Consider the following 17,330-nt stretch of genomic DNA (forward strand, 5'->3'; position numbering starts at 1 on the left):
GCCGCGCCGCCACGCTCAGCGCATCCGCCCCTTCAGCTTGGCCTTCTTGATCAGGTCGCCATACTGGTGCGCGAGCAGATGCGACTGAATCTGGCTGATCGTGTCAACCGTCACGTTCACGACGATGAGCAGGCTCGTTCCTCCAAGGAACAGCGGAATGCCCGTCTGCGCGATCAGGTATTCGGGTATGACGCACACCAGGGTGAGGTAGATCGCGCCCACCACGGTGATGCGGGTGAGGACGTAGTCGAGGTATTCCTCCGTCCGCTTGCCGGGCCGGATCCCGGGAATGAACCCGCCGTTCTTCTTCAGGTTTTCCGCCGTTTCCTCGGGGTTGAAGACAACCGCCGTGTAGAAGAAGGCGAAGAAGATGATCCCGGCCGCATACAGCACCATGTACAGGGGCTGCCCGTGCCCGAGGTAGAAGTTGAGTGTCTGGATGATGCTTCCGGCAGTTGTCTGCGGCCCGACCGAATTGCCCGCGAACTGGCTGATCGTCAGCGGCAGCAGCAGCAGCGAACTCGCGAAGATCGGCGGAATGACCCCAGCCGTGTTGAGCTTGAGCGGGAGGTGCGACCGGTCTGCCTGCATCATGCCGCGCGCCGTGGCCCGCTTCGGGTACTGGATCAGCAGCCGCCGCTGCGCGCTTTCCATGAAGCAGATGAACACGATGAGCGCCACCACCATCAGCGTGAAGCCGACGATGAGGCCCGGCGAGATGGATCCGGTGCGACCGCCCTCGAAGAAGTTGCCGACGAAGCTCGGGAACTGGGCGACGATGCCGGCCATGATGATCAGCGACACACCGTTGCCGATGCCGCGGCTGGTGATCTGCTCGCCAAGCCACAGCAGGAACATGGTGCCGCCGACGAGGCTGATGACGGCGCCGACGCGGAACCCGATCCCCGGCTGCACGACCGCCGCAAGGCCGTTCTGGGCAGCGAAACTCTCGAGACCGGCCGCGAGAAACCATCCCTGGATCGCGCACAGGAACACCGTTCCATAGCGCGTGTACTGGTTGAGCTTCTGCCGGCCGCTGGCACCTTCCTTCTTCATCGCCGCCAGCGTCGGGTGCAGCGCCGCCGCCAGCTGAACGACGATGGACGCGGTGATGTAGGGCATGACCCCGAGCGCGATGAGGCTCATCCGCTCCAGACTGCCGCCGGAGAAGGTGTTGAACAGGTCGAGGATCCCGCCCCGCGCCTGGTCATACAGCTGGTTCAGGATCAGCGGATTGACGCCCGGAAGCGGCACGAAGCTCAGGAACCGGAACACGATCAGCGCTCCGATCGTGAACCAGATCCGCTTCTTGAGCTCGGTCGCCTTGGAGAAGTTCGCGAAGCTGAGATTGCTGGCGAGGTTGTCGGCGCGTGATGCCATGTCAGTCCGGTTGCCTTCGTTCAGGCCGGCCCCTCCCGGCGTGCACAGCACAGATAAGGGGCGGCGCGGGAAAAGTCGAACAGCTTTGCCAACATCCGCGGCGCCGCTGAAGCGCCGTTCGACCACGGGCGGCCACGCGGGCCTGCGCGCTGCTCAGCCGGCAGCCGCGCGGCGGCCCGGATCAGCTGTCCGCCGCTGCGGCGTCCGTCTTCGTCCCGGTCACGGTCACCGTTCCACCCGCGTCCTCGACCGCCTTGACCGCGCCCTTCGAGGCACCGGCGACCCGCAGCTCCAGCCGCGACGTCAGCGTTCCCTTGCCGAGCAAGCGAACGCCGTCGCGCCCGCCGCGGGCAAGTCCGGCGCCCTTGAGCACCGCATGATCGATCACACCGTCCGCGGACAGCTTGCCGCTGTCGATCATCTTCTGGAGCATGCCGACATTCACCTCGGCGTAGTCCTTGGCGAAGATGTTGTTGAAGCCGCGCTTCGGAAGCCGCATGTGCAGCGGCATCTGGCCGCCTTCGAAGCCGTTGATCGAGACGCCGGACCGCGCCTTCGCGCCCTTCTGGCCGCGCCCGGCGGTCTTGCCCTTGCCCGACCCGATCCCGCGGCCCACGCGAAGGCGGCCCTTGCGCGCGCCGTCATTGTCACGGATGTCATTCAGTTTCATGTTCTGCACTCGCTTTCGCTATGTTCGCGCGCGGATCCGGTGATCCGTTCAGTCGACGATGGCCACCATGTGCGGGAGTTTGGCCAGGGCGCCGCGCACCTCGGGCGTGTCCTGCACTTCGACGACGCGGTTCATCTTGCCAAGGCCCAGCCCCAGCAGAATCTTGCGCTGGTCGCTTGGACGGCGGATCGGGCTGCCGATCTGCTTGATCTTGATTGTCGCCATTGCCTTCACTCCGTCAGCGCCGCGGCGTCCGCCTCGGCTTCGGCAGCAGTGCCTCCGCCCGAACGGCCCATCAGGTCGGCGATCCGCTTGCCCCGCCGTTGGGCGACGCTCTTGGGCGAGGTCTGATCCGAAAGCGCGTCGAACGTCGCCCGGATCATGTTGTAGGGGTTGGAGGTGCCCACCGACTTCGTCACGACATCCGCCACCCCGAGGCTCTCGAACACGGCGCGCATCGGACCACCGGCGATGATCCCGGTTCCCGCCGGAGCCGAGCGCACCGTCACCTTTCCGGCGCCGAACCGGCCGTTGCCGTCATGATGCAGGGTGCGGCCGTCACGAAGCGGCACGCGGATCATCTTCTTCTTCGCCGCCGCCGTCGCCTTGGTGATGGCTTCGGGCACTTCGCGAGCCTTGCCGTGGCCAAAGCCGACACGTCCGGTGCCGTCACCCACGACGACCAGCGCCGCGAACCCAAAGCGCTTGCCGCCCTTCACCGTCTTGGAGACGCGGTTGATGTGGACGAGCTTCTCGATGAGGCCGTCGTCCTCCTCTTCGCGACGCCCGCGTCGGTCGTCGCGCCCACGCCCGCGGTTCCCGCCGCGTCCGCGATCCCCGCCACGTCCCTGGCGCTCACCACGCCCGGCCCGCGGCTGACTCGGATCGCCCGCCGCTGCGGACTGCTCCTGCGCCGCTTCGCTTGGAGACTGATCCGCCTGGGGGATTGCCGCGCCGCCTTCGGGAGCGCCTGCGCGTTCGCTGTTCTCGATGGTGCTGTCTGCCATGTTCAGAACTCCAGCCCGCCTTCGCGGGCAGCATCGGCCAGCGCCTTGACGCGACCGTGATAAAGATAGCCGCCCCGGTCGAACACCACGGTCTTCACCCCCGCCTCGCTGGCCGCAGCCGCGAGCGCGGATCCGACCTGCGTGGCGGCCGCGACATTGGCGCCGGACACCTCGCCTCCGAGCGTGGATGCTGCAGCCAGCGTGCGCCCGCTCGCGTCGTCGATGATCTGCGCATAGATATGCTTGTTCGTCCGGTGCACCGAAAGGCGCGGACGGCCGCCGCCGCGCTGCCTGAGCGCAGTGCGCACCCGGCGCCGGCGGCGGTCGAATGTGGAAAGCTTGGCCATCTTACTTCTTCTTCCCTTCCTTGCGGAAGATGTACTCGCCGCGGTACTTGATCCCCTTGCCCTTGTACGGCTCGGGCTTGCGCCATTCGCGCACTTCCGCCGCGAACTGTCCCACCGCCTGCTTGTCGATGCCGCTGATCTCCACGGTCGTCTGGTCAGGGGTCTTGACCTCGACGCCCTCGGGCACGTCGAGTTCGACGTCATGGCTGTAGCCAAGCTGCAGCTTCAGCTTGCGCCCCTGCGCCTGTGCGCGGTAGCCGACGCCGGCGATCTCCAGCGTCTTGGTAAACCCTTCCGTCACGCCTTCGACGAGGTTCGACACGAGGGTCCGCTGCATCCCCCAGAAGGCGCGGGCCCGCTTGCTGTCGTTAGCCGGCTGCACGGAGATGCTGCCATCCTCCACCCGGTAGTCGATGTCATCCGACAGACCCATCGAGAGCGTGCCCTTCGGCCCCTTGACCACGAGTGTTCCGGCATCGATCGTGGCGGTCACGCCACCGGGGACGACGACAGGCCGTTTTCCGATGCGGCTCATCAGAACACCTCCGCCAGCACTTCGCCGCCGACATTCTGCATCCGCGCCTCGGCGTCCGAAAGCACGCCGCGCGGGGTCGACACGATGGTGATGCCAAGGCCGTTGCGCACCGTGGGCAGCTCGCGGCTGCCCGAATATACGCGCCGACCCGGCCGGGAAACCCGCGCCACATGCTTGATCGCGGGTTCGCCCTCGAAATACTTCAGCTCGATGCGCAGCGCCTTGTGCTTGCCCGAGGCATCCTCGGAATAGCCGCGGATGTAGCCCTCGCGCTGGAGCACCTCCAGCACGCTGGCGCGCAGCTTGGAAGCCGGCGACACCACGCTGTCCATCTTGGCGCGCTGTCCGTTGCGGATGCGGGTGAGCATGTCACCCAGAGGATCGGTCAAAGCCATGTCTCAGATCCTTACCAGCTCGACTTCGTGACGCCGGGGATCAACCCCTTGTTCGCCAGGTCGCGCAATTCGATGCGGTTCAGCCCGAACTTGCGGTAGTAGCCGCGCGGCCGCCCGGTGGTGGTGCAGCGGTTGCGGATGCGCGTCGGATTGGCGTTGCGCGGAATCTCCGCCATGCGCAGCCGCGCCAGCAGCCGCTCGGTCTCGTCCAGCGACTCGTCGGCCGCCTGCGCCTTGAGCGCTTCGTACTTGGCCGCGTAACGCTTGACGAGCTTCTTGCGCCGCTCGTTCTTGTTGATGGAACTCAGTTTCGCCATTGGACTTAAGCTCTCCTATCGGCGGCCTCAGGCCGCCTCCTTCTCTTCGACGCCCTGGGCAGCTTGCTCCGCAGGGAAAGGAAAGCCGAACAGCCGCAGCAGTTCGCGCGCTTCCTCGTCGGTCTTGGCGGTGGTGGTGATGATCACGTCCATCCCCCGCACCTTCTCGATCCGGTCATAGCTGATCTCGGGAAAGATGATCTGCTCCTTGAGCCCCAGGGCGTAGTTGCCGCGGCCGTCAAAGCTTCGCGGATTTACGCCGCGGAAGTCCCGGATGCGCGGCATGGCCACGGTGATCAGACGGTCGAGGAACTCGTACATGCGGTCCCGGCGAAGCGTGACCTTGCACCCGATCGGCATGCCTTCGCGCAGCTTGAATTGGGCGATCGACTTCTTGGCCTTGGTGATGACAGGCTTCTGCCCGGCGATCAGCGCCATTTCCTCGGCAGCGGTCTGGACCTTCTTCTTGTCCTGGCTCGCCTCGCCAACGCCCATGTTGAGCGTGATCTTCTGCAGTCGCGGCACTTCGAGGGCGTTCGTGTAGCCGAACTTCTCGGTCATCGCCTTGACGATTTCCGCCTCGTAGCGCTGCTTGAGGCGCGGGGTGTACTCAGCCATCGATTGTCTCCCCGGACTTGACCGCGACACGAACCTTCCTGCCGTCACGCTCCTCGAAGCGCACGCGGGTGGGCTTGCCGTCGCGCGGATCGGCCAGTGCGACCTTCGACATGCTCATCGGCGCCTCGAAGCGGTCGATGCCGCCCTGCGGGTTCTGCTGGCTCGGCTTGCGATGCCGTGCGGCGACGTTGATCCCCTGCACGACCACCTTGCCATCCTTGGGCTGCACGCGCAGCACAGTGCCCGTGCGTCCCTTGTCCTTGCCCGACAGCACGACCACGCTGTCGCCCTTCTTGATCTTTGCCGCGGCCATCACAGCACCTCCGGGGCGAGACTGATAATCTTCATGAACCCGCGACCGCGCAGTTCGCGCACGACCGGGCCAAAGATACGGGTGCCGATCGGCTCCTCGTTCTTGTTGACCAGCACCGCAGCGTTGCTGTCGAACCGGATCACCGTGCCGTCCGGACGCCGGACGTCCTTGCGGGTGCGCACGATCACGGCGCGGTGCACGTCGCCCTTCTTGACGCGCGCGCGGGGCTGCGCCTCCTTCACGGAGACGACGATCACGTCGCCGACGCCCGCCGTGCGCCGCTTCGAGCCGCCGAGCACCTTGATGCACTGGACCCGCTTGGCGCCGCTGTTGTCGGCGACGTCGAGATTGGACTGCATCTGAATCACGGATTCAGTTCCTTCTGCCTTGGCTTGCCGGATCCTGTCCGGCAGTTCCGATTTCTTCTAGGTCGGCGCCGCGCCGCCTCGCTTCAGCCCGCCTGGCCCGCAACGCCGATGTCGGCATCGAGTGCCTCGCCTCGGCTCGCACGCACACGGTCGAGCACCGCCCACGTCTTCGTCTTGGAGATCGGGCGGGTTTCCTCGATCCTCACCGTGTCGCCGACGCGGTACTGGTTTTCCGCGTCATGTGCATGGTACTTCTTGGACCGCCGGATGATCTTGCCGTACAGCGGGTGCTTGACCTTGCGCTCGACGAGCACGGTCACCGTCTTGTCCGTCTTGTCCGACGTCACAGTCCCGATGAGAATACGCTTGGGCATGCTTGTGTTCCTTAGACCTTCTGGCTCTGCGCGACGCGTTCCTGCTGCAGCGTCTTGATCCGCGCGATCGTGCGGCGCACCTCGCGCACCCGCGCCGGCGCCTCGAGCTGGTTGGTCGCCGCCTGGAAGCGCAGGTTGAGCTGCTCCCGCTTCAGCTCGAGGAGCTGCTCGGCCAGCTGGTCGTCGGTCCGCACCCGCAGGTCCGCCAGTTTCTCAGCCGCCATCACTCACCTCCCAGATGCGACGTGTCGCCCAGGCGGGCAACCACCTTGGTCTTGATCGGCAGCTTCATGGCCGCACGCTCGAACGCCTCGGCGGCCAGCGGCCCACCAACGCCGTCCAGCTCGAACAGGATCCGGCCGGGCTTCACCCGCGCGGCCCAGTATTCGACCGAGCCCTTGCCCTTGCCCTGACGAACCTCTGCAGGCTTCTTCGACACCGGAACGTCGGGGAACACGCGGATCCACAGCCGGCCCTGACGCTTGATGTGCCGGGTGATCGCGCGACGCGCGGCCTCGATCTGGCGAGCGGTGATCCGCTCAGGCTCAAGCGCCTTCAGCCCGTAGGAGCCGAAGTTGAGATCGGTGCCACCCTTCGCGTCACCCTTGATCCGGCCCTTGAACGCCTTGCGGAATTTCGTTTTCTTTGGTTGCAGCATGGCCCTGCCCTATACCCTGTGCTCAGCGCGCCGGGCGCACGCCGGAGGTCTGCGCCTCCAGCATGAGCCGGTCCTGCGCGGTGGGATCGTGCGCGAGGATCTCGCCCTTGAAGATCCACACCTTGATGCCGATGATCCCATAGGCCGTGAGCGCCTCGGCCTCCGCGTAGTCGACATTGGCACGCAGCGTGTGCAGCGGCACGCGTCCTTCGCGATACCATTCGACGCGCGCAATCTCCGCACCGCCCAGCCGGCCGCCGCAGGTGATGCGGATGCCTTCGGCCCCCAGACGAAGCGCCGACTGCACGGCGCGCTTCATCGCCCGGCGGAACGCCACTCGCCGGATCAGCTGATCGGCGATGCCCTGCGCCACCAGCTTCGCGTCGATCTCGGGCTTGCGGATCTCGACGATGTTCAGCTTGACGTCGCTGTCCGTCATCGTCGCCAGCTTCTGCCGCAGCTTCTCGATGTCGGCGCCCTTCTTGCCGATGATGACGCCCGGACGCGCGGCATAGATCGACACCCGGCACAGCTTGGCCGGACGTTCGATCACGACCTTGGAAATCGCCGCCTGCGGCAGCGATTCCATGATGTATTTGCGGATGGCGATGTCTTCCTTGAGAAGCTGGGCGTAGTTGCGCCCCTCCGCGTACCAGCGGCTGTCCCAAGTGCGGTTGATCTGCAGGCGTAGCCCGACGGGATTGCTCTTCTGACCCATGACTCAGGCCTCCTCCTGCTCGCGCACAACGATCCGAAGCCGGCTGAACGGCTTGAGGATGCGCGTCGACTTGCCGCGACCGCGCGTGTGGAACCGCTTCATCGTCATCGCCTTCCCGACCGACGCCTCGGCCACGACCAGGGAGTCGACATCGAGATTGTGGTTGTTCTCGGCGTTGGCGATTGCCGACGCGAGCACCTTGTGTGCGTCTCGCGCCATTCCGCGCTTCGAGAACGTGAGGATGTTCAGCGCCTCTTCGGCCTTGCGGCCCCGGATCAGCGCGGCCACGAGGTTCAGCTTCTGCGCCGAGCCCCTGATGGTGGTCCCCACCGCCAGCGCCTCCTTCTCACCGACACGGCGCGGTGCTTTCGGCTTGCCCATTATCGCTTGCCCTTCTTGTCAGCCGCGTGGCCGGGGAATGTCCGCGTGGGCGAGAATTCACCCAGCTTGTGCCCGACCATCTCCTCGCTCACCGAAACGGGAATGAACTTGCGGCCGTTGTAGACGTTGAACGTCAGTCCGACGAACTGGGGAAGAATGGTGGAACGACGCGACCAGGTTTTGATCGGCGCGCGGCTGTTCTTGTCCTGAGCCTCTTCCGCCTTCTTCAGAAGGCTGAGATCCACAAACGGACCTTTCCAAACGGAACGAGCCATCTGTCCTTACCCCTTCTTCTTCGCATGGCGCGAGCGGATGATGTACTTGTCCGTCCGCTTGTTGTGCCGGGTGCGCGCGCCCTTGGTCGGCTTGCCCCACGGCGTCACCGGGTGCCGGCCACCCGAGGTCTTGCCCTCGCCGCCGCCATGCGGGTGATCGACCGGGTTCTTCGCGACACCGCGGGTCAGCGGCCTGCGCCCCATCCAGCGACGCCGTCCCGCCTTGCCCAGATTCTGGTTCTGGTTGTCCGGGTTCGACACCGCACCCACCGTGCCCATGCAGGACGCCGGGAGGTAACGCTGCTCGCCCGAGTTGAGCCGCACGATCACCATTCCGCGGTCGCGCCCGACGAGCTGGGCATAGGCTCCTGCGCTGCGCGCGATCTGACCGCCCTTGCCCGGCTTCATCTCGAGGTTGTGGATGATCGTTCCGACCGGCATCTGCCCAAGGAGCATCGCGTTGCCAGGCTTGGTGTCGACCTTCTCGCCGGCGATGACCTGGTCGCCGACAGCCAGCCGCTGCGGCGCCAGGATGTAGGCGAGTTCGCCGTCCTCGTACTTCACCAGCGCAATGAACGCCGTGCGGTTCGGGTCATACTCCAGACGCTCGACCGTCGCCGGCACGTCCCACTTGCGCCGCTTGAAGTCGACGATGCGGTACCGCTGCTTGTGGCCTCCGCCCATGCCGCGCGAGGTCACATGGCCCTTGTTGTTGCGCCCGCCCGTCTTGCGCTTGCCTTCGGTCAGCGCCTTGACGGGACCGCCCTTGTGCAGCGCCGAGCGGTCGACGAGGATCAGGCCACGCCGCGCGGGGCTGGTCGGATTGTAGTTCTTCAGCGCCATCGGATCAGCTCACACCTTCGGTGATGTCGATCGGATCCTGACCGTCAGCGAGGGTCACGATCGCCTTCTTCACATCGCTGCGGCGATAGGGCTTGCCCTTCCACCGCTTGCTCTTGCCCTTGACAACCAGGGTGTTCACCCCGGCGACCTTGCGTCCGAACAGCGTCTCGACCGCGTCCTTGATCTGCGGCTTCGTCGCGTCGCCCGCGACCTTGAACACGACGGCGTTGTGCTCCGACAGCATCGTCGCCTTCTCGGTGATGTGCGGCGCGATGATCACGTCGTAGTGGTGCGCCTTGCCTACGCGTTTTTCAGCCATTGCACCGCGCCTCCAGCTTCGCGACAGCGTCCCGCGTCAGGACCAGCGTGTCGTGCTTCAGAATGTCGTAAACATTGGCCCCGACCGCCGGGAGAACATTGATGCCGGGCAGATTGCGGGCCGCGCGGCGGAAGCCGTCGTTCACCGCGTCACCGTCGATGACCAGCACCTTGCCCTTCAGCCCCGCTGCGCCGAGCTTGTCGGAGAGGGTGCGGGTCCGCGCCTCCGGCAGGTCGAGCGTGTCCAAGACCACCAGCCCGTCCCGCGCCTTGCTCGACAGAGCCATGCGCAAGCCCAGCGCCCGCACCTTCTTGTTCAGGCTGATCTGGAAGTCACGCTTGCGCGCACCATGCGCCTTGCCGCCGCCGATGAAGATCGGCGCCGCGCGATCGCCATGGCGGGCGCCGCCCGATCCCTTCTGCCGGCCGAACTTCTTGCCGGTGCGGGCCACGTCCGAGCGCTCGCGGGTCGGCCGGGCCGTCGCGCGCCGGTTCCACAGCTGCCACGACACCACACGGTGCAGGATGTCCGCCCGCGGCTCGACCCCGAACACGGCGTCGCTCAACTCGAGTTCGCCGGCCGGCTCGCCGTCAAGGTTCTTGACCTCGATCTTCATCGCTCAGGCCTCCTCGCCTGCATCACTTGCGCCGCCGACACTCTCGGGAGCGGCAGCCGCGTCCATAGCCTGCGCCTGCGCGGCACCGCTCCGGCGGTCCACCGCCGCGCCGGGGAATGGCACGCTTTCATGCCGGTCAAGCTTCACCGCGTCACGCACCAGCAGCCAGGCGTTCTTGGCGCCGGGCACGGACCCTTTCACGAACAGGAGACCCCGCTCGGCGTCCGTGCGAACGACCTCGAGGTTCTGCTGCGTCCGCTGCCGGTCACCCATGTGACCCGCCATCTTCTTGCCCTTGAAGACCTTGCCCGGATCCTGGCGCTGCCCCGTCGAACCATGCGAGCGGTGGCTGAGCGACACGCCGTGCGAAGCGCGCAAACCGCCAAAGCCCCAGCGCTTCATGGCGCCAGCAAAGCCCTTGCCCTGCGTGTACCCGGTGATGTCCACCTTCTGACCCGGCATGAAGTGATCCGCGGACAGGGTTGACCCCACCGGCAGAAGGGCATCCTCATCGGCCACGCGGAATTCGGCAACCTTCTGCTTCAGGCCGACTTCGGCCTTGGCGAAATGCTCGCGCTGCGGCTTGGCCACGTTCTTCTGCTTGGCCGCGCCCGCACCGAGCTGCAGCGCGACGTAACCGTCACGCTCCGCCGTGCGATGCGCCACAACCTGGCAGTCCTCGAGCGACAGAACCGTCACCGGCACATGTCGCCCGTCGTCCTGGAACAGGCGGGTCATCCCGATCTTCTTAGCGACAACGCCAGTGCGCATCGTCAACTCCTCAACAGAGGCACGCCGGGACCACCCCGACGTGCGTGATGTCCGGCAGCTGCCCGCCGAACTTCCAGCCCAAAATGTTGCAGTCGCCCCGCCCGGGCCAGCACCCTCCCGAAAGGGAGGATCAAGACGGGGGACTCGTCCCGGCACTGCCGGAGGTATCCCGCAAGGCAGCTATGCTGGAGCACACCGCCCGATGATTGCCGCAGGCGTTGTTGCGCCGCGGCGCCGGCTCTCAGGCCAGCTTGATTTCCACGTTCACACCCGCCGCGAGGTCGAGCTTCATCAGCGCGTCGACCGTCTGTGCGTTGGGCTGCACGATGTCGAGCAGCCGCTTGTATGTGCGGACCTCGAACTGCTCGCGCGACTTCTTGTCGATGTGCGGACCGCGAAGCACGGTGAACTTCTCGATCCGCGTCGGCATCGGAATGGGTCCACGGATCAGCGCACCGGTCCGGCGCGCCGTGTCGGCAATCTCCCCAGTGGCCTGGTCGAGAACGCGATGGTCGAACGCCTTGAGGCGGATGCGGATGTTCTGAGCTTCCATGTCCCACTACCGATAAGAAAGAGCCGCGGGCAGCAACGCCCTGACAAAAAGAAAGAACCGCCCCGCTCTGGTCCGGACGATCCGGCACAGGGGCGGCCCTTCCTGAATTCCGCGCCGGAGGGAACGAATCCCCTCCGGCTGGAGCGCCTATATTACTTGGTGATCGAGCTGACAACCCCCGACCCGACAGTCCGGCCACCTTCGCGGATCGCGAAGCGCAGGCCTTCGTCCATCGCGATCGGCGCGATCAGCTTGACGCCGATGGTCACGTTGTCGCCCGGCATCACCATCTCGGTACCTTCCGGCAGGATAACCTCGCCCGTCACGTCGGTCGTGCGGAAGTAGAACTGCGGACGGTAGTTGGCGAAGAACGGCGTGTGACGACCGCCCTCGTCCTTCGACAGGACGTACACCTCGGCGCTGAACTCCGTGTGCGGGTTCACGCTGCCCGGCTTGGCCAGAACCTGGCCGCGCTCCACATCCTCGCGACCAACGCCGCGGATCAGCGCGCCGATGTTGTCACCCGCCTCGCCGCGGTCGAGCAGCTTGCGGAACATTTCCACGCCGGTCACGGTGGTCTTGCGCGTGTCGCGGATGCCGACGATCTCGACTTCGTCGCCCACATTGACCACGCCGGTTTCCACACGACCAGTCACGACCGTGCCGCGGCCCGAGATCGAGAACACGTCCTCGATCGGCATGAGGAACGACTTGTCGACCGGGCGGTCCGGGGTCGGGATGTGCTCGTCGACGGCGGCCATCAGCTCGAGGATCTTCTTCTCGCCGATTTCCGGATCGCGCCCTTCCAGCGCCGCCAGAGCCGAGCCCTTGACGATCGGAATGTTGTCGCCGTCGAAGTCGTACTTGGACAGCAGCTCGCGCACTTCCAGCTCGACCAGCTCAAGCAGTTCCTCGTCATCGACCTGGTCGACCTTGTTGAGGAACACGACCAGCGCCGGCACGCCGACCTGGCGGGCAAGAAGGATGTGCTCGCGCGTCTGCGGCATCGGACCATCCGCCGCGTTCACCACCAGGATCGCGCCGTCCATCTGCGCGGCGCCGGTGATCATGTTCTTCACGTAGTCGGCGTGGCCCGGGCAGTCGACGTGCGCGTAGTGGCGATTTTCCGTCTCGTACTCGACGTGGGCGGTGGAGATGGTGATCCCACGCTCGCGCTCTTCGGGCGCCTTGTCGATGTTGGCGAAGTCGACGGGCGAGCCCAGAACCTTCGTGATCGCGGCCGTCAGGGTCGTCTTCCCGTGGTCGACGTGCCCGATGGTGCCGACGTTCACGTGCGGCTTGTTCCGCTGAAACTTCTCTTTTGCCATTAACCTAACCTCTGCTGAAAGGATTGTTGATGCGAGAGGGCGGCCCTGCGCAATCAGGCGCCGCCCCTAGCGGGGAAGGCTGCGTTAAGCAAGCTTCTCCTTGACCTCCTGGGCGACGTTCGCCGGCACCTCGTCATAATGCGAGAACTGCATGGTGTACTGCGCCCGCCCCTGCGTGAAGGACCGCAGTTCATTGACGTAGCCGAACATGTTGGCGAGCGGGACCATCGCCTCCACCGCCTGCGCGTTGCCGCGCGTGTCCGTCCCTTGGATCTGCCCGCGCCGGGAATTGAGATCCCCGATCACGTCGCCAAGATAGTCCTCCGGCGTCACCACCTCGACCTTCATGATCGGCTCGAGCAGCTTAATGCCGGCCTTCGCCGCCACTTCGCGCATGGCGCCCCGTCCGGCGATCTCGAACGCGATCGCGCTGGAGTCGACATCGTGGTAGGCGCCGTCGACCAGCCGGACCGTGAAGTCGATGATCGGGAAGCCGACGAGATGGCCGCTGTTGGCCTGCTCGCGGAAGCCCTTTTCGATCGCCGGAATGTACTCGCGCGGAATGTTGCCGCCCTTGATCTCGTCTTCAAAGATCACGCCTTGGCCGCGCTCGCCCGGCGTGACGACAACCTTGACGCGGCCGAACTGGCCGGAGCCGCCCGACTGCTTCTTGTGGGTGTAATCGACTTCCACCTGCTTGGCGAGGGATTCGCGGTAGGCAACCTGAGGCGCGCCGACATTCGCCTCGACCTTGAACTCGCGCTTCATGCGGTCAACCAGGATGTCGAGGTGAAGTTCGCCCATGCCCTTGATGATCGTCTGCCCGGACTCGTGATCGGTGGACACCCGGAACGACGGATCCTCGGCCGCAAGGCGGTTGAGGGCGACGCCCATCTTCTCCTGGTCGGCCTTCGTCTTGGGCTCCACCGACAGCTCGATGACCGGTTCCGGAAACTCCATCCGCTCCAGCACGATCGGCTTCGCCGGATCGCACAGCGTGTCCCCCGTGGTGGTCTCCTTCAGGCCGGCGAGCGCCACGATGTCTCCCGCCGAAGCCTCATCGATGTCCTCCCGGTTGTTGGAGTGCATCAGCAGCATGCGGCCGATCTTCTCCTTCTTGTCCTTGACCGAGTTGAGCACCGACCCCTTGGTCAGCTTGCCCGAATAGATGCGGGTGAAGGTCAAGGTGCCCACGAAGGGGTCGTTCATGATCTTGAACGCGAGCGCAGAGAACGGCGCATCGTCGGAGGAAGGACGGCTGTCCTCCTCGTCACTGTCGGGCTTCACCCCCTTAATGGCCGGCACGTCGACCGGGCTCGGCAGATAATCCACGACCGCGTCGAGCAGCGGCTGCACACCCTTGTTCTTGAACGACGAGCCGCACATCACCGGCACGAACGCGTGGCTGAGCGTTCCCTTGCGGATCAGCTTCTTCAAGGTCGCGGCATCAGGGATGACGCCTTCGAGATACTGCTCCATGACCTCGTCGTCCTGCTCCACGGCAAGCTCGATCAGGCGCTCGCGGTATTCGGCCGCCTTTTCCGTCATGTCTTCGGGAATCGGAACGTAGTCGAACTTCGCGCCGAGGCTTTCGTCCTGCCAGATGATCGCGCGATCGTTGACCAGGTCAACAAGCCCCTTGAAGTCGCCTTCGGAGCCGATCGGAAGGTAAAGGACGGCAGGAACTGCGCCAAGGCGGTCGATGATCGTCTGGACGCAGTAGTAGAAGTCGGCCCCGGTGCGGTCCAGCTTGTTGATGTAGCACATCCTGGGCACGCCGTACTTTTCGGCCTGGCGCCAGACGGTTTCCGACTGCGGCTCGACCCCGGCCACGCCGTCGAACGCGGCCACGGCGCCGTCCAGCACGCGCAGGGAACGCTCCACCTCGATGGTGAAGTCCACGTGCCCCGGCGTGTCGATGATGTTCAGGCGGTGCTCCGGACCCTGCCCGTCGTCGGCCTTCCAGAAGGTCGTGGTCGCCGCGGAGGTGATGGTGATGCCGCGCTCCTGCTCCTGCTCCATCCAGTCCATCGTGGCGGCGCCGTCATGCACCTCGCCGATCTTGTAGGACTTGCCGGTGTAGTACAGGATCCGCTCGGTCGTGGTGGTCTTGCCGGCGTCGATGTGCGCCATGATCCCGAAGTTGCGGTAGCGTTCGATCGGATGGCTGCGTGCCATGATACTTTCCTCAAGCAGGGTTGGAGACCGCCAGCATGCGCGGACGGGCTCCATATAGTCGCGCAGGCGACCGGGTAAAGCCGCCGGCCCGCGCGCGGAGGCACGGGCGGCGGCGGAAGGTCACCAGCGGTAGTGCGAGAACGCCCGGTTGGCGTCCGCCATGCGGTGCGTGTCCTCGCGCTTCTTCACCGCGTTCCCGCGGTTGTTGGCCGCGTCCATCAGCTCGCCCGAGAGGCGCGCCGCCATGGTCGTCTCGGCCCGCCCGCGCGCGGCCGCGATCAGCCAGCGGATCGCCAGCGCCTGCGCGCGTTCGGGACGCACCTCGACCGGCACCTGGTAGGTCGCCCCGCCGACGCGACGGCTGCGCACCTCGACCTGCGGCTTCACATTGTTGAGCGCGTCGTGGAACAGCTGCAGCGGGTCGGCCTTGGCCCGCGTCTCGACCGTGTCGAGCGCGCCGTAGACGATCCGCTCAGCCACCGACTTCTTCCCGTCGAGCATGAGGTTGTTCATGAACTTGGACAGCACCTGATCCTTGAACTTGGGATCGGGCAGAATTTCCCGCTTCTCGGGACGACGACGACGTGACATGGCACGATCTTCCTTTTGCTTCTCCGGCTTCCGTCGCTCCAACCCCGTTCGTCACCCTGAACTCGTTTCAGGGCCCGTCAGGCGGTTGGCGGAGCCTGTGCTGACTGGGACCTTCGCTGGCGGCACGATGGATCCTGAACCACGTTCAGGACGACCATGCCTCCGGCACGGTCACTTCGGCCGCTTGGCCCCGTACTTGGAACGGCTCTGCTTGCGGTCCTTGACCCCCTGCGTGTCGAGCACGCCGCGCAGCACGTGGTAGCGCACGCCGGGCAGGTCGCGCACGCGCCCGCCGCGGATCAGCACGACGGAGTGCTCCTGCAGGTTGTGGCCTTCGCCGGGAATGTAGGAGATGACCTCGCGCTGGTTCGTCAGGCGCACCTTGGCCACCTTGCGCAGCGCCGAGTTCGGCTTCTTGGGCGTGGTGGTGTAGACGCGGGTGCAGACGCCGCGCTTCTGCGGGTTCTGCTCCATGGCGGGAACCTTGGACTTGGCCTTCTGCGGCTCGCGGCCCTTGCGGACCAGCTGGTTGATCGTGGGCATTCGTGTTCCTTCAAGGGCGGTGCGCGGACCCGCGCGGCGGGAGGAGGAACGAAGCCCGGGGACACCCGCCTGCGCGCGGCATCCGGTCCGCCGGGCACCGACCCCGCGGCACGCCCGCCCCGCCCGCGGCGGAGAAGGCGCAAAAGGGCTGAAACACTCCACCCGGGCGCGGCGCGTCACCGGATTACTTTGCCGGCCGTCCCCGCCCCGATGAGGGCGCCGCATGACCGCCAATGTTCAGCTGCATCACACCGGCGCGGACCGTGGCACGCGCCGGCTTGTGCGCGGCCCTTTATGGCGGATCGGGAGCGGGGTCAAGGGGCGTAGCGACGATGCGCGGCGGGGACTCCCACTGTCCCCCGCATGGCGCTCCGCACCCGAAGGTCCGTGCTACGGCAGGGAGGTTCACCGCGTCGCGCGCATCGGCACCGGAAAGATGCCGCATCGCTCCGCGAAGCACAAGCGTTTCAGCGAACCGCCCGCGCGCAGACTTGAAGGTGGACGGGGTGACGATGCGTGGCGGGGCCTGTAACCTCCCGCAAAGCACTCCCGGCTGCAGAGCCGGGGCTACGGCATACAGAAATCACCGTGTCACACGCATCGTCGCCTGCAAGGTGGCCAAGGCCGCAAGAAAACACAATCCCGCTTTCGACATGCGTGCGAGGGAACCGGGATGAAGTACGCCCGCTACAGCAACCGCTCCTGCCTGCCCGTGGCTTCCCGCTTCGCCTTCTTCTGGCCCGAAGTGTCCACCCACGGAATGTCCGGCCGTTTCCCGGCGAACAGTTCGGCCAGCGCTGGCGTGCTCAAACCGCGAATGAATAACAAGCCAAAAAGGCACGTACATCATTCTCCACCGGACAAGCCTCCTACTGCAAACAACGTCTCAGAATTTCGACATCTCATCGCTGAATGCTGAAGCGAGAATACCGGTTGGGATGGCAATCAAGGCAATTCCACTGATTGAAATCAGCCCACCAAACAGCTTTCCAATCGCAGTTAGAGGGACAACATCCCCATAGCCCACGGTGGTCATGGTCACCGCTGCCCACCACATTGCCCTGGGAATGCTGCCGAAAGCTTCAGGCTGACCATCGCCTTCAATCCAAAACATCAGTGTGGCGCTCAAGATAAGGAAGAGGCCGGTGATAAACAGCGTTACCCAAAGGTGACTCGCGCGGCTCAGGATAGCGCGTGTCATCGCTTCTGAACCGCCCCGGGATTGCCGGAGG

27 protein-coding genes are annotated in these 17,330 nt (G+C 65.5%); all 27 read right to left on the reverse strand.

The window, feature by feature from the left end; all coding sequences use genetic code 11:
- Window positions 1-15: 15 nt before the first annotated feature.
- Window positions 16-1,380 (reverse strand): preprotein translocase subunit SecY, encoded by a 1,365-nt coding sequence (gene secY / locus ETO60_RS08285; RefSeq protein ID WP_130004466.1) that lies wholly within the window; start codon window positions 1,378-1,380, stop codon window positions 16-18.
- 181 nt (window positions 1,381-1,561) lie between these two features.
- Window positions 1,562-2,050, reverse strand: a complete 489-nt coding sequence (gene rplO, locus ETO60_RS08290; protein ID WP_130004468.1) for a 50S ribosomal protein L15 — start codon at window positions 2,048-2,050, stop codon at window positions 1,562-1,564.
- Window positions 2,051-2,098: 48 nt separating this feature from the next.
- Window positions 2,099-2,275, reverse strand: a complete 177-nt coding sequence (gene rpmD, locus ETO60_RS08295) for a 50S ribosomal protein L30 (RefSeq protein ID WP_130004470.1) — start codon at window positions 2,273-2,275, stop codon at window positions 2,099-2,101.
- 5 nt (window positions 2,276-2,280) lie between these two features.
- Complete coding sequence (rpsE, locus tag ETO60_RS08300; RefSeq protein WP_130004472.1) at window positions 2,281-3,057, reverse strand: 30S ribosomal protein S5; 777 nt, start codon at window positions 3,055-3,057, stop codon at window positions 2,281-2,283.
- Between the two features lie 2 nt (window positions 3,058-3,059).
- The gene (rplR, locus tag ETO60_RS08305; protein WP_130004474.1) at window positions 3,060-3,404 is read right to left on the reverse strand and encodes a 50S ribosomal protein L18; all 345 of its coding nucleotides are present in this window, start codon (window positions 3,402-3,404) and stop codon (window positions 3,060-3,062) included.
- A 1-nt stretch (window position 3,405) separates the two neighbouring features.
- On the reverse strand, window positions 3,406-3,939 hold the full coding sequence (rplF, locus tag ETO60_RS08310) for a 50S ribosomal protein L6 (RefSeq protein WP_130004476.1): 534 nt from the start codon (window positions 3,937-3,939) through the stop codon (window positions 3,406-3,408).
- Window positions 3,939-4,334: a 30S ribosomal protein S8 gene (rpsH, locus tag ETO60_RS08315; RefSeq protein WP_130004478.1), complete on the reverse strand. Its 396-nt coding sequence runs from the start codon at window positions 4,332-4,334 to the stop codon at window positions 3,939-3,941. The genes rplF and rpsH overlap by 1 nt, the downstream gene beginning before the upstream one ends.
- 11 nt (window positions 4,335-4,345) lie before the next feature.
- Window positions 4,346-4,651: a 30S ribosomal protein S14 gene (rpsN, locus tag ETO60_RS08320; RefSeq protein WP_130004480.1), complete on the reverse strand. Its 306-nt coding sequence runs from the start codon at window positions 4,649-4,651 to the stop codon at window positions 4,346-4,348.
- Between the two features lie 27 nt (window positions 4,652-4,678).
- A complete protein-coding gene (rplE, locus tag ETO60_RS08325; RefSeq protein WP_130004481.1) occupies window positions 4,679-5,269 on the reverse strand; it encodes a 50S ribosomal protein L5 in 591 nt (196 codons plus the stop codon).
- On the reverse strand, window positions 5,262-5,582 hold the full coding sequence (gene rplX, locus ETO60_RS08330) for a 50S ribosomal protein L24 (protein ID WP_130004483.1): 321 nt from the start codon (window positions 5,580-5,582) through the stop codon (window positions 5,262-5,264). Before rplX ends, rplE begins: the two co-directional genes overlap by 8 nt.
- Window positions 5,582-5,950, reverse strand: coding sequence for a 50S ribosomal protein L14 (gene rplN / locus ETO60_RS08335; protein WP_130004485.1), 369 nt, complete (start codon window positions 5,948-5,950; stop codon window positions 5,582-5,584). Before rplN ends, rplX begins: the two co-directional genes overlap by 1 nt.
- Window positions 5,951-6,033: 83 nt before the next feature.
- Window positions 6,034-6,324 carry a 30S ribosomal protein S17 gene (rpsQ, locus tag ETO60_RS08340; protein WP_130004487.1) on the reverse strand — a complete coding sequence of 97 codons (291 nt, stop codon included), beginning with the start codon at window positions 6,322-6,324 and terminating at the stop codon, window positions 6,034-6,036.
- Window positions 6,325-6,335: 11 nt separating this feature from the next.
- The gene (gene rpmC, locus ETO60_RS08345) at window positions 6,336-6,548 is read right to left on the reverse strand and encodes a 50S ribosomal protein L29 (protein WP_130004489.1); all 213 of its coding nucleotides are present in this window, start codon (window positions 6,546-6,548) and stop codon (window positions 6,336-6,338) included.
- Window positions 6,548-6,982: a 50S ribosomal protein L16 gene (gene rplP, locus ETO60_RS08350; protein ID WP_130004491.1), complete on the reverse strand. Its 435-nt coding sequence runs from the start codon at window positions 6,980-6,982 to the stop codon at window positions 6,548-6,550. The genes rpmC and rplP overlap by 1 nt, the downstream gene beginning before the upstream one ends.
- Window positions 6,983-7,004: 22 nt before the next feature.
- Window positions 7,005-7,700 carry a 30S ribosomal protein S3 gene (rpsC, locus tag ETO60_RS08355; RefSeq protein WP_130004493.1) on the reverse strand — a complete coding sequence of 232 codons (696 nt, stop codon included), beginning with the start codon at window positions 7,698-7,700 and terminating at the stop codon, window positions 7,005-7,007.
- A 3-nt stretch (window positions 7,701-7,703) separates the two neighbouring features.
- A complete protein-coding gene (rplV, locus tag ETO60_RS08360) occupies window positions 7,704-8,081 on the reverse strand; it encodes a 50S ribosomal protein L22 (protein WP_130004495.1) in 378 nt (125 codons plus the stop codon).
- Complete coding sequence (gene rpsS / locus ETO60_RS08365) at window positions 8,081-8,356, reverse strand: 30S ribosomal protein S19 (protein WP_130004497.1); 276 nt, start codon at window positions 8,354-8,356, stop codon at window positions 8,081-8,083. Before rpsS ends, rplV begins: the two co-directional genes overlap by 1 nt.
- A gap of 6 nt (window positions 8,357-8,362) precedes the next feature.
- Complete coding sequence (gene rplB, locus ETO60_RS08370; RefSeq protein ID WP_130004499.1) at window positions 8,363-9,199, reverse strand: 50S ribosomal protein L2; 837 nt, start codon at window positions 9,197-9,199, stop codon at window positions 8,363-8,365.
- Window positions 9,200-9,203: 4 nt separating this feature from the next.
- Complete coding sequence (locus ETO60_RS08375; RefSeq protein ID WP_130004501.1) at window positions 9,204-9,518, reverse strand: 50S ribosomal protein L23; 315 nt, start codon at window positions 9,516-9,518, stop codon at window positions 9,204-9,206.
- Window positions 9,511-10,134, reverse strand: a complete 624-nt coding sequence (rplD, locus tag ETO60_RS08380; protein ID WP_130004503.1) for a 50S ribosomal protein L4 — start codon at window positions 10,132-10,134, stop codon at window positions 9,511-9,513. The genes ETO60_RS08375 and rplD overlap by 8 nt, the downstream gene beginning before the upstream one ends.
- A gap of 3 nt (window positions 10,135-10,137) precedes the next feature.
- Window positions 10,138-10,905 (reverse strand): 50S ribosomal protein L3, encoded by a 768-nt coding sequence (gene rplC, locus ETO60_RS08385; protein ID WP_130004505.1) that lies wholly within the window; start codon window positions 10,903-10,905, stop codon window positions 10,138-10,140.
- Window positions 10,906-11,146: 241 nt separating this feature from the next.
- The gene (gene rpsJ / locus ETO60_RS08390) at window positions 11,147-11,458 is read right to left on the reverse strand and encodes a 30S ribosomal protein S10 (protein ID WP_130004507.1); all 312 of its coding nucleotides are present in this window, start codon (window positions 11,456-11,458) and stop codon (window positions 11,147-11,149) included.
- Window positions 11,459-11,610: 152 nt separating this feature from the next.
- Window positions 11,611-12,786 (reverse strand): elongation factor Tu, encoded by a 1,176-nt coding sequence (gene tuf, locus ETO60_RS08395; RefSeq protein ID WP_130004509.1) that lies wholly within the window; start codon window positions 12,784-12,786, stop codon window positions 11,611-11,613.
- An 84-nt stretch (window positions 12,787-12,870) separates the two neighbouring features.
- On the reverse strand, window positions 12,871-14,964 hold the full coding sequence (gene fusA / locus ETO60_RS08400) for an elongation factor G (RefSeq protein WP_130004511.1): 2,094 nt from the start codon (window positions 14,962-14,964) through the stop codon (window positions 12,871-12,873).
- Window positions 14,965-15,084: 120 nt separating this feature from the next.
- Window positions 15,085-15,555, reverse strand: a complete 471-nt coding sequence (rpsG, locus tag ETO60_RS08405; RefSeq protein ID WP_130004513.1) for a 30S ribosomal protein S7 — start codon at window positions 15,553-15,555, stop codon at window positions 15,085-15,087.
- Between the two features lie 171 nt (window positions 15,556-15,726).
- Window positions 15,727-16,098, reverse strand: a complete 372-nt coding sequence (rpsL, locus tag ETO60_RS08410; protein WP_019831557.1) for a 30S ribosomal protein S12 — start codon at window positions 16,096-16,098, stop codon at window positions 15,727-15,729.
- An 886-nt stretch (window positions 16,099-16,984) separates the two neighbouring features.
- Window positions 16,985-17,330: potassium channel family protein (locus ETO60_RS08415; protein WP_234026397.1), on the reverse strand; the 346-nt coding region annotated here is incomplete at its 5' end.

Origin of the sequence: Qipengyuania thermophila, from assembly GCF_004153605.1 — a bacterium.
Lineage (GTDB): Bacteria > Pseudomonadota > Alphaproteobacteria > Sphingomonadales > Sphingomonadaceae > Qipengyuania_B > Qipengyuania_B thermophila.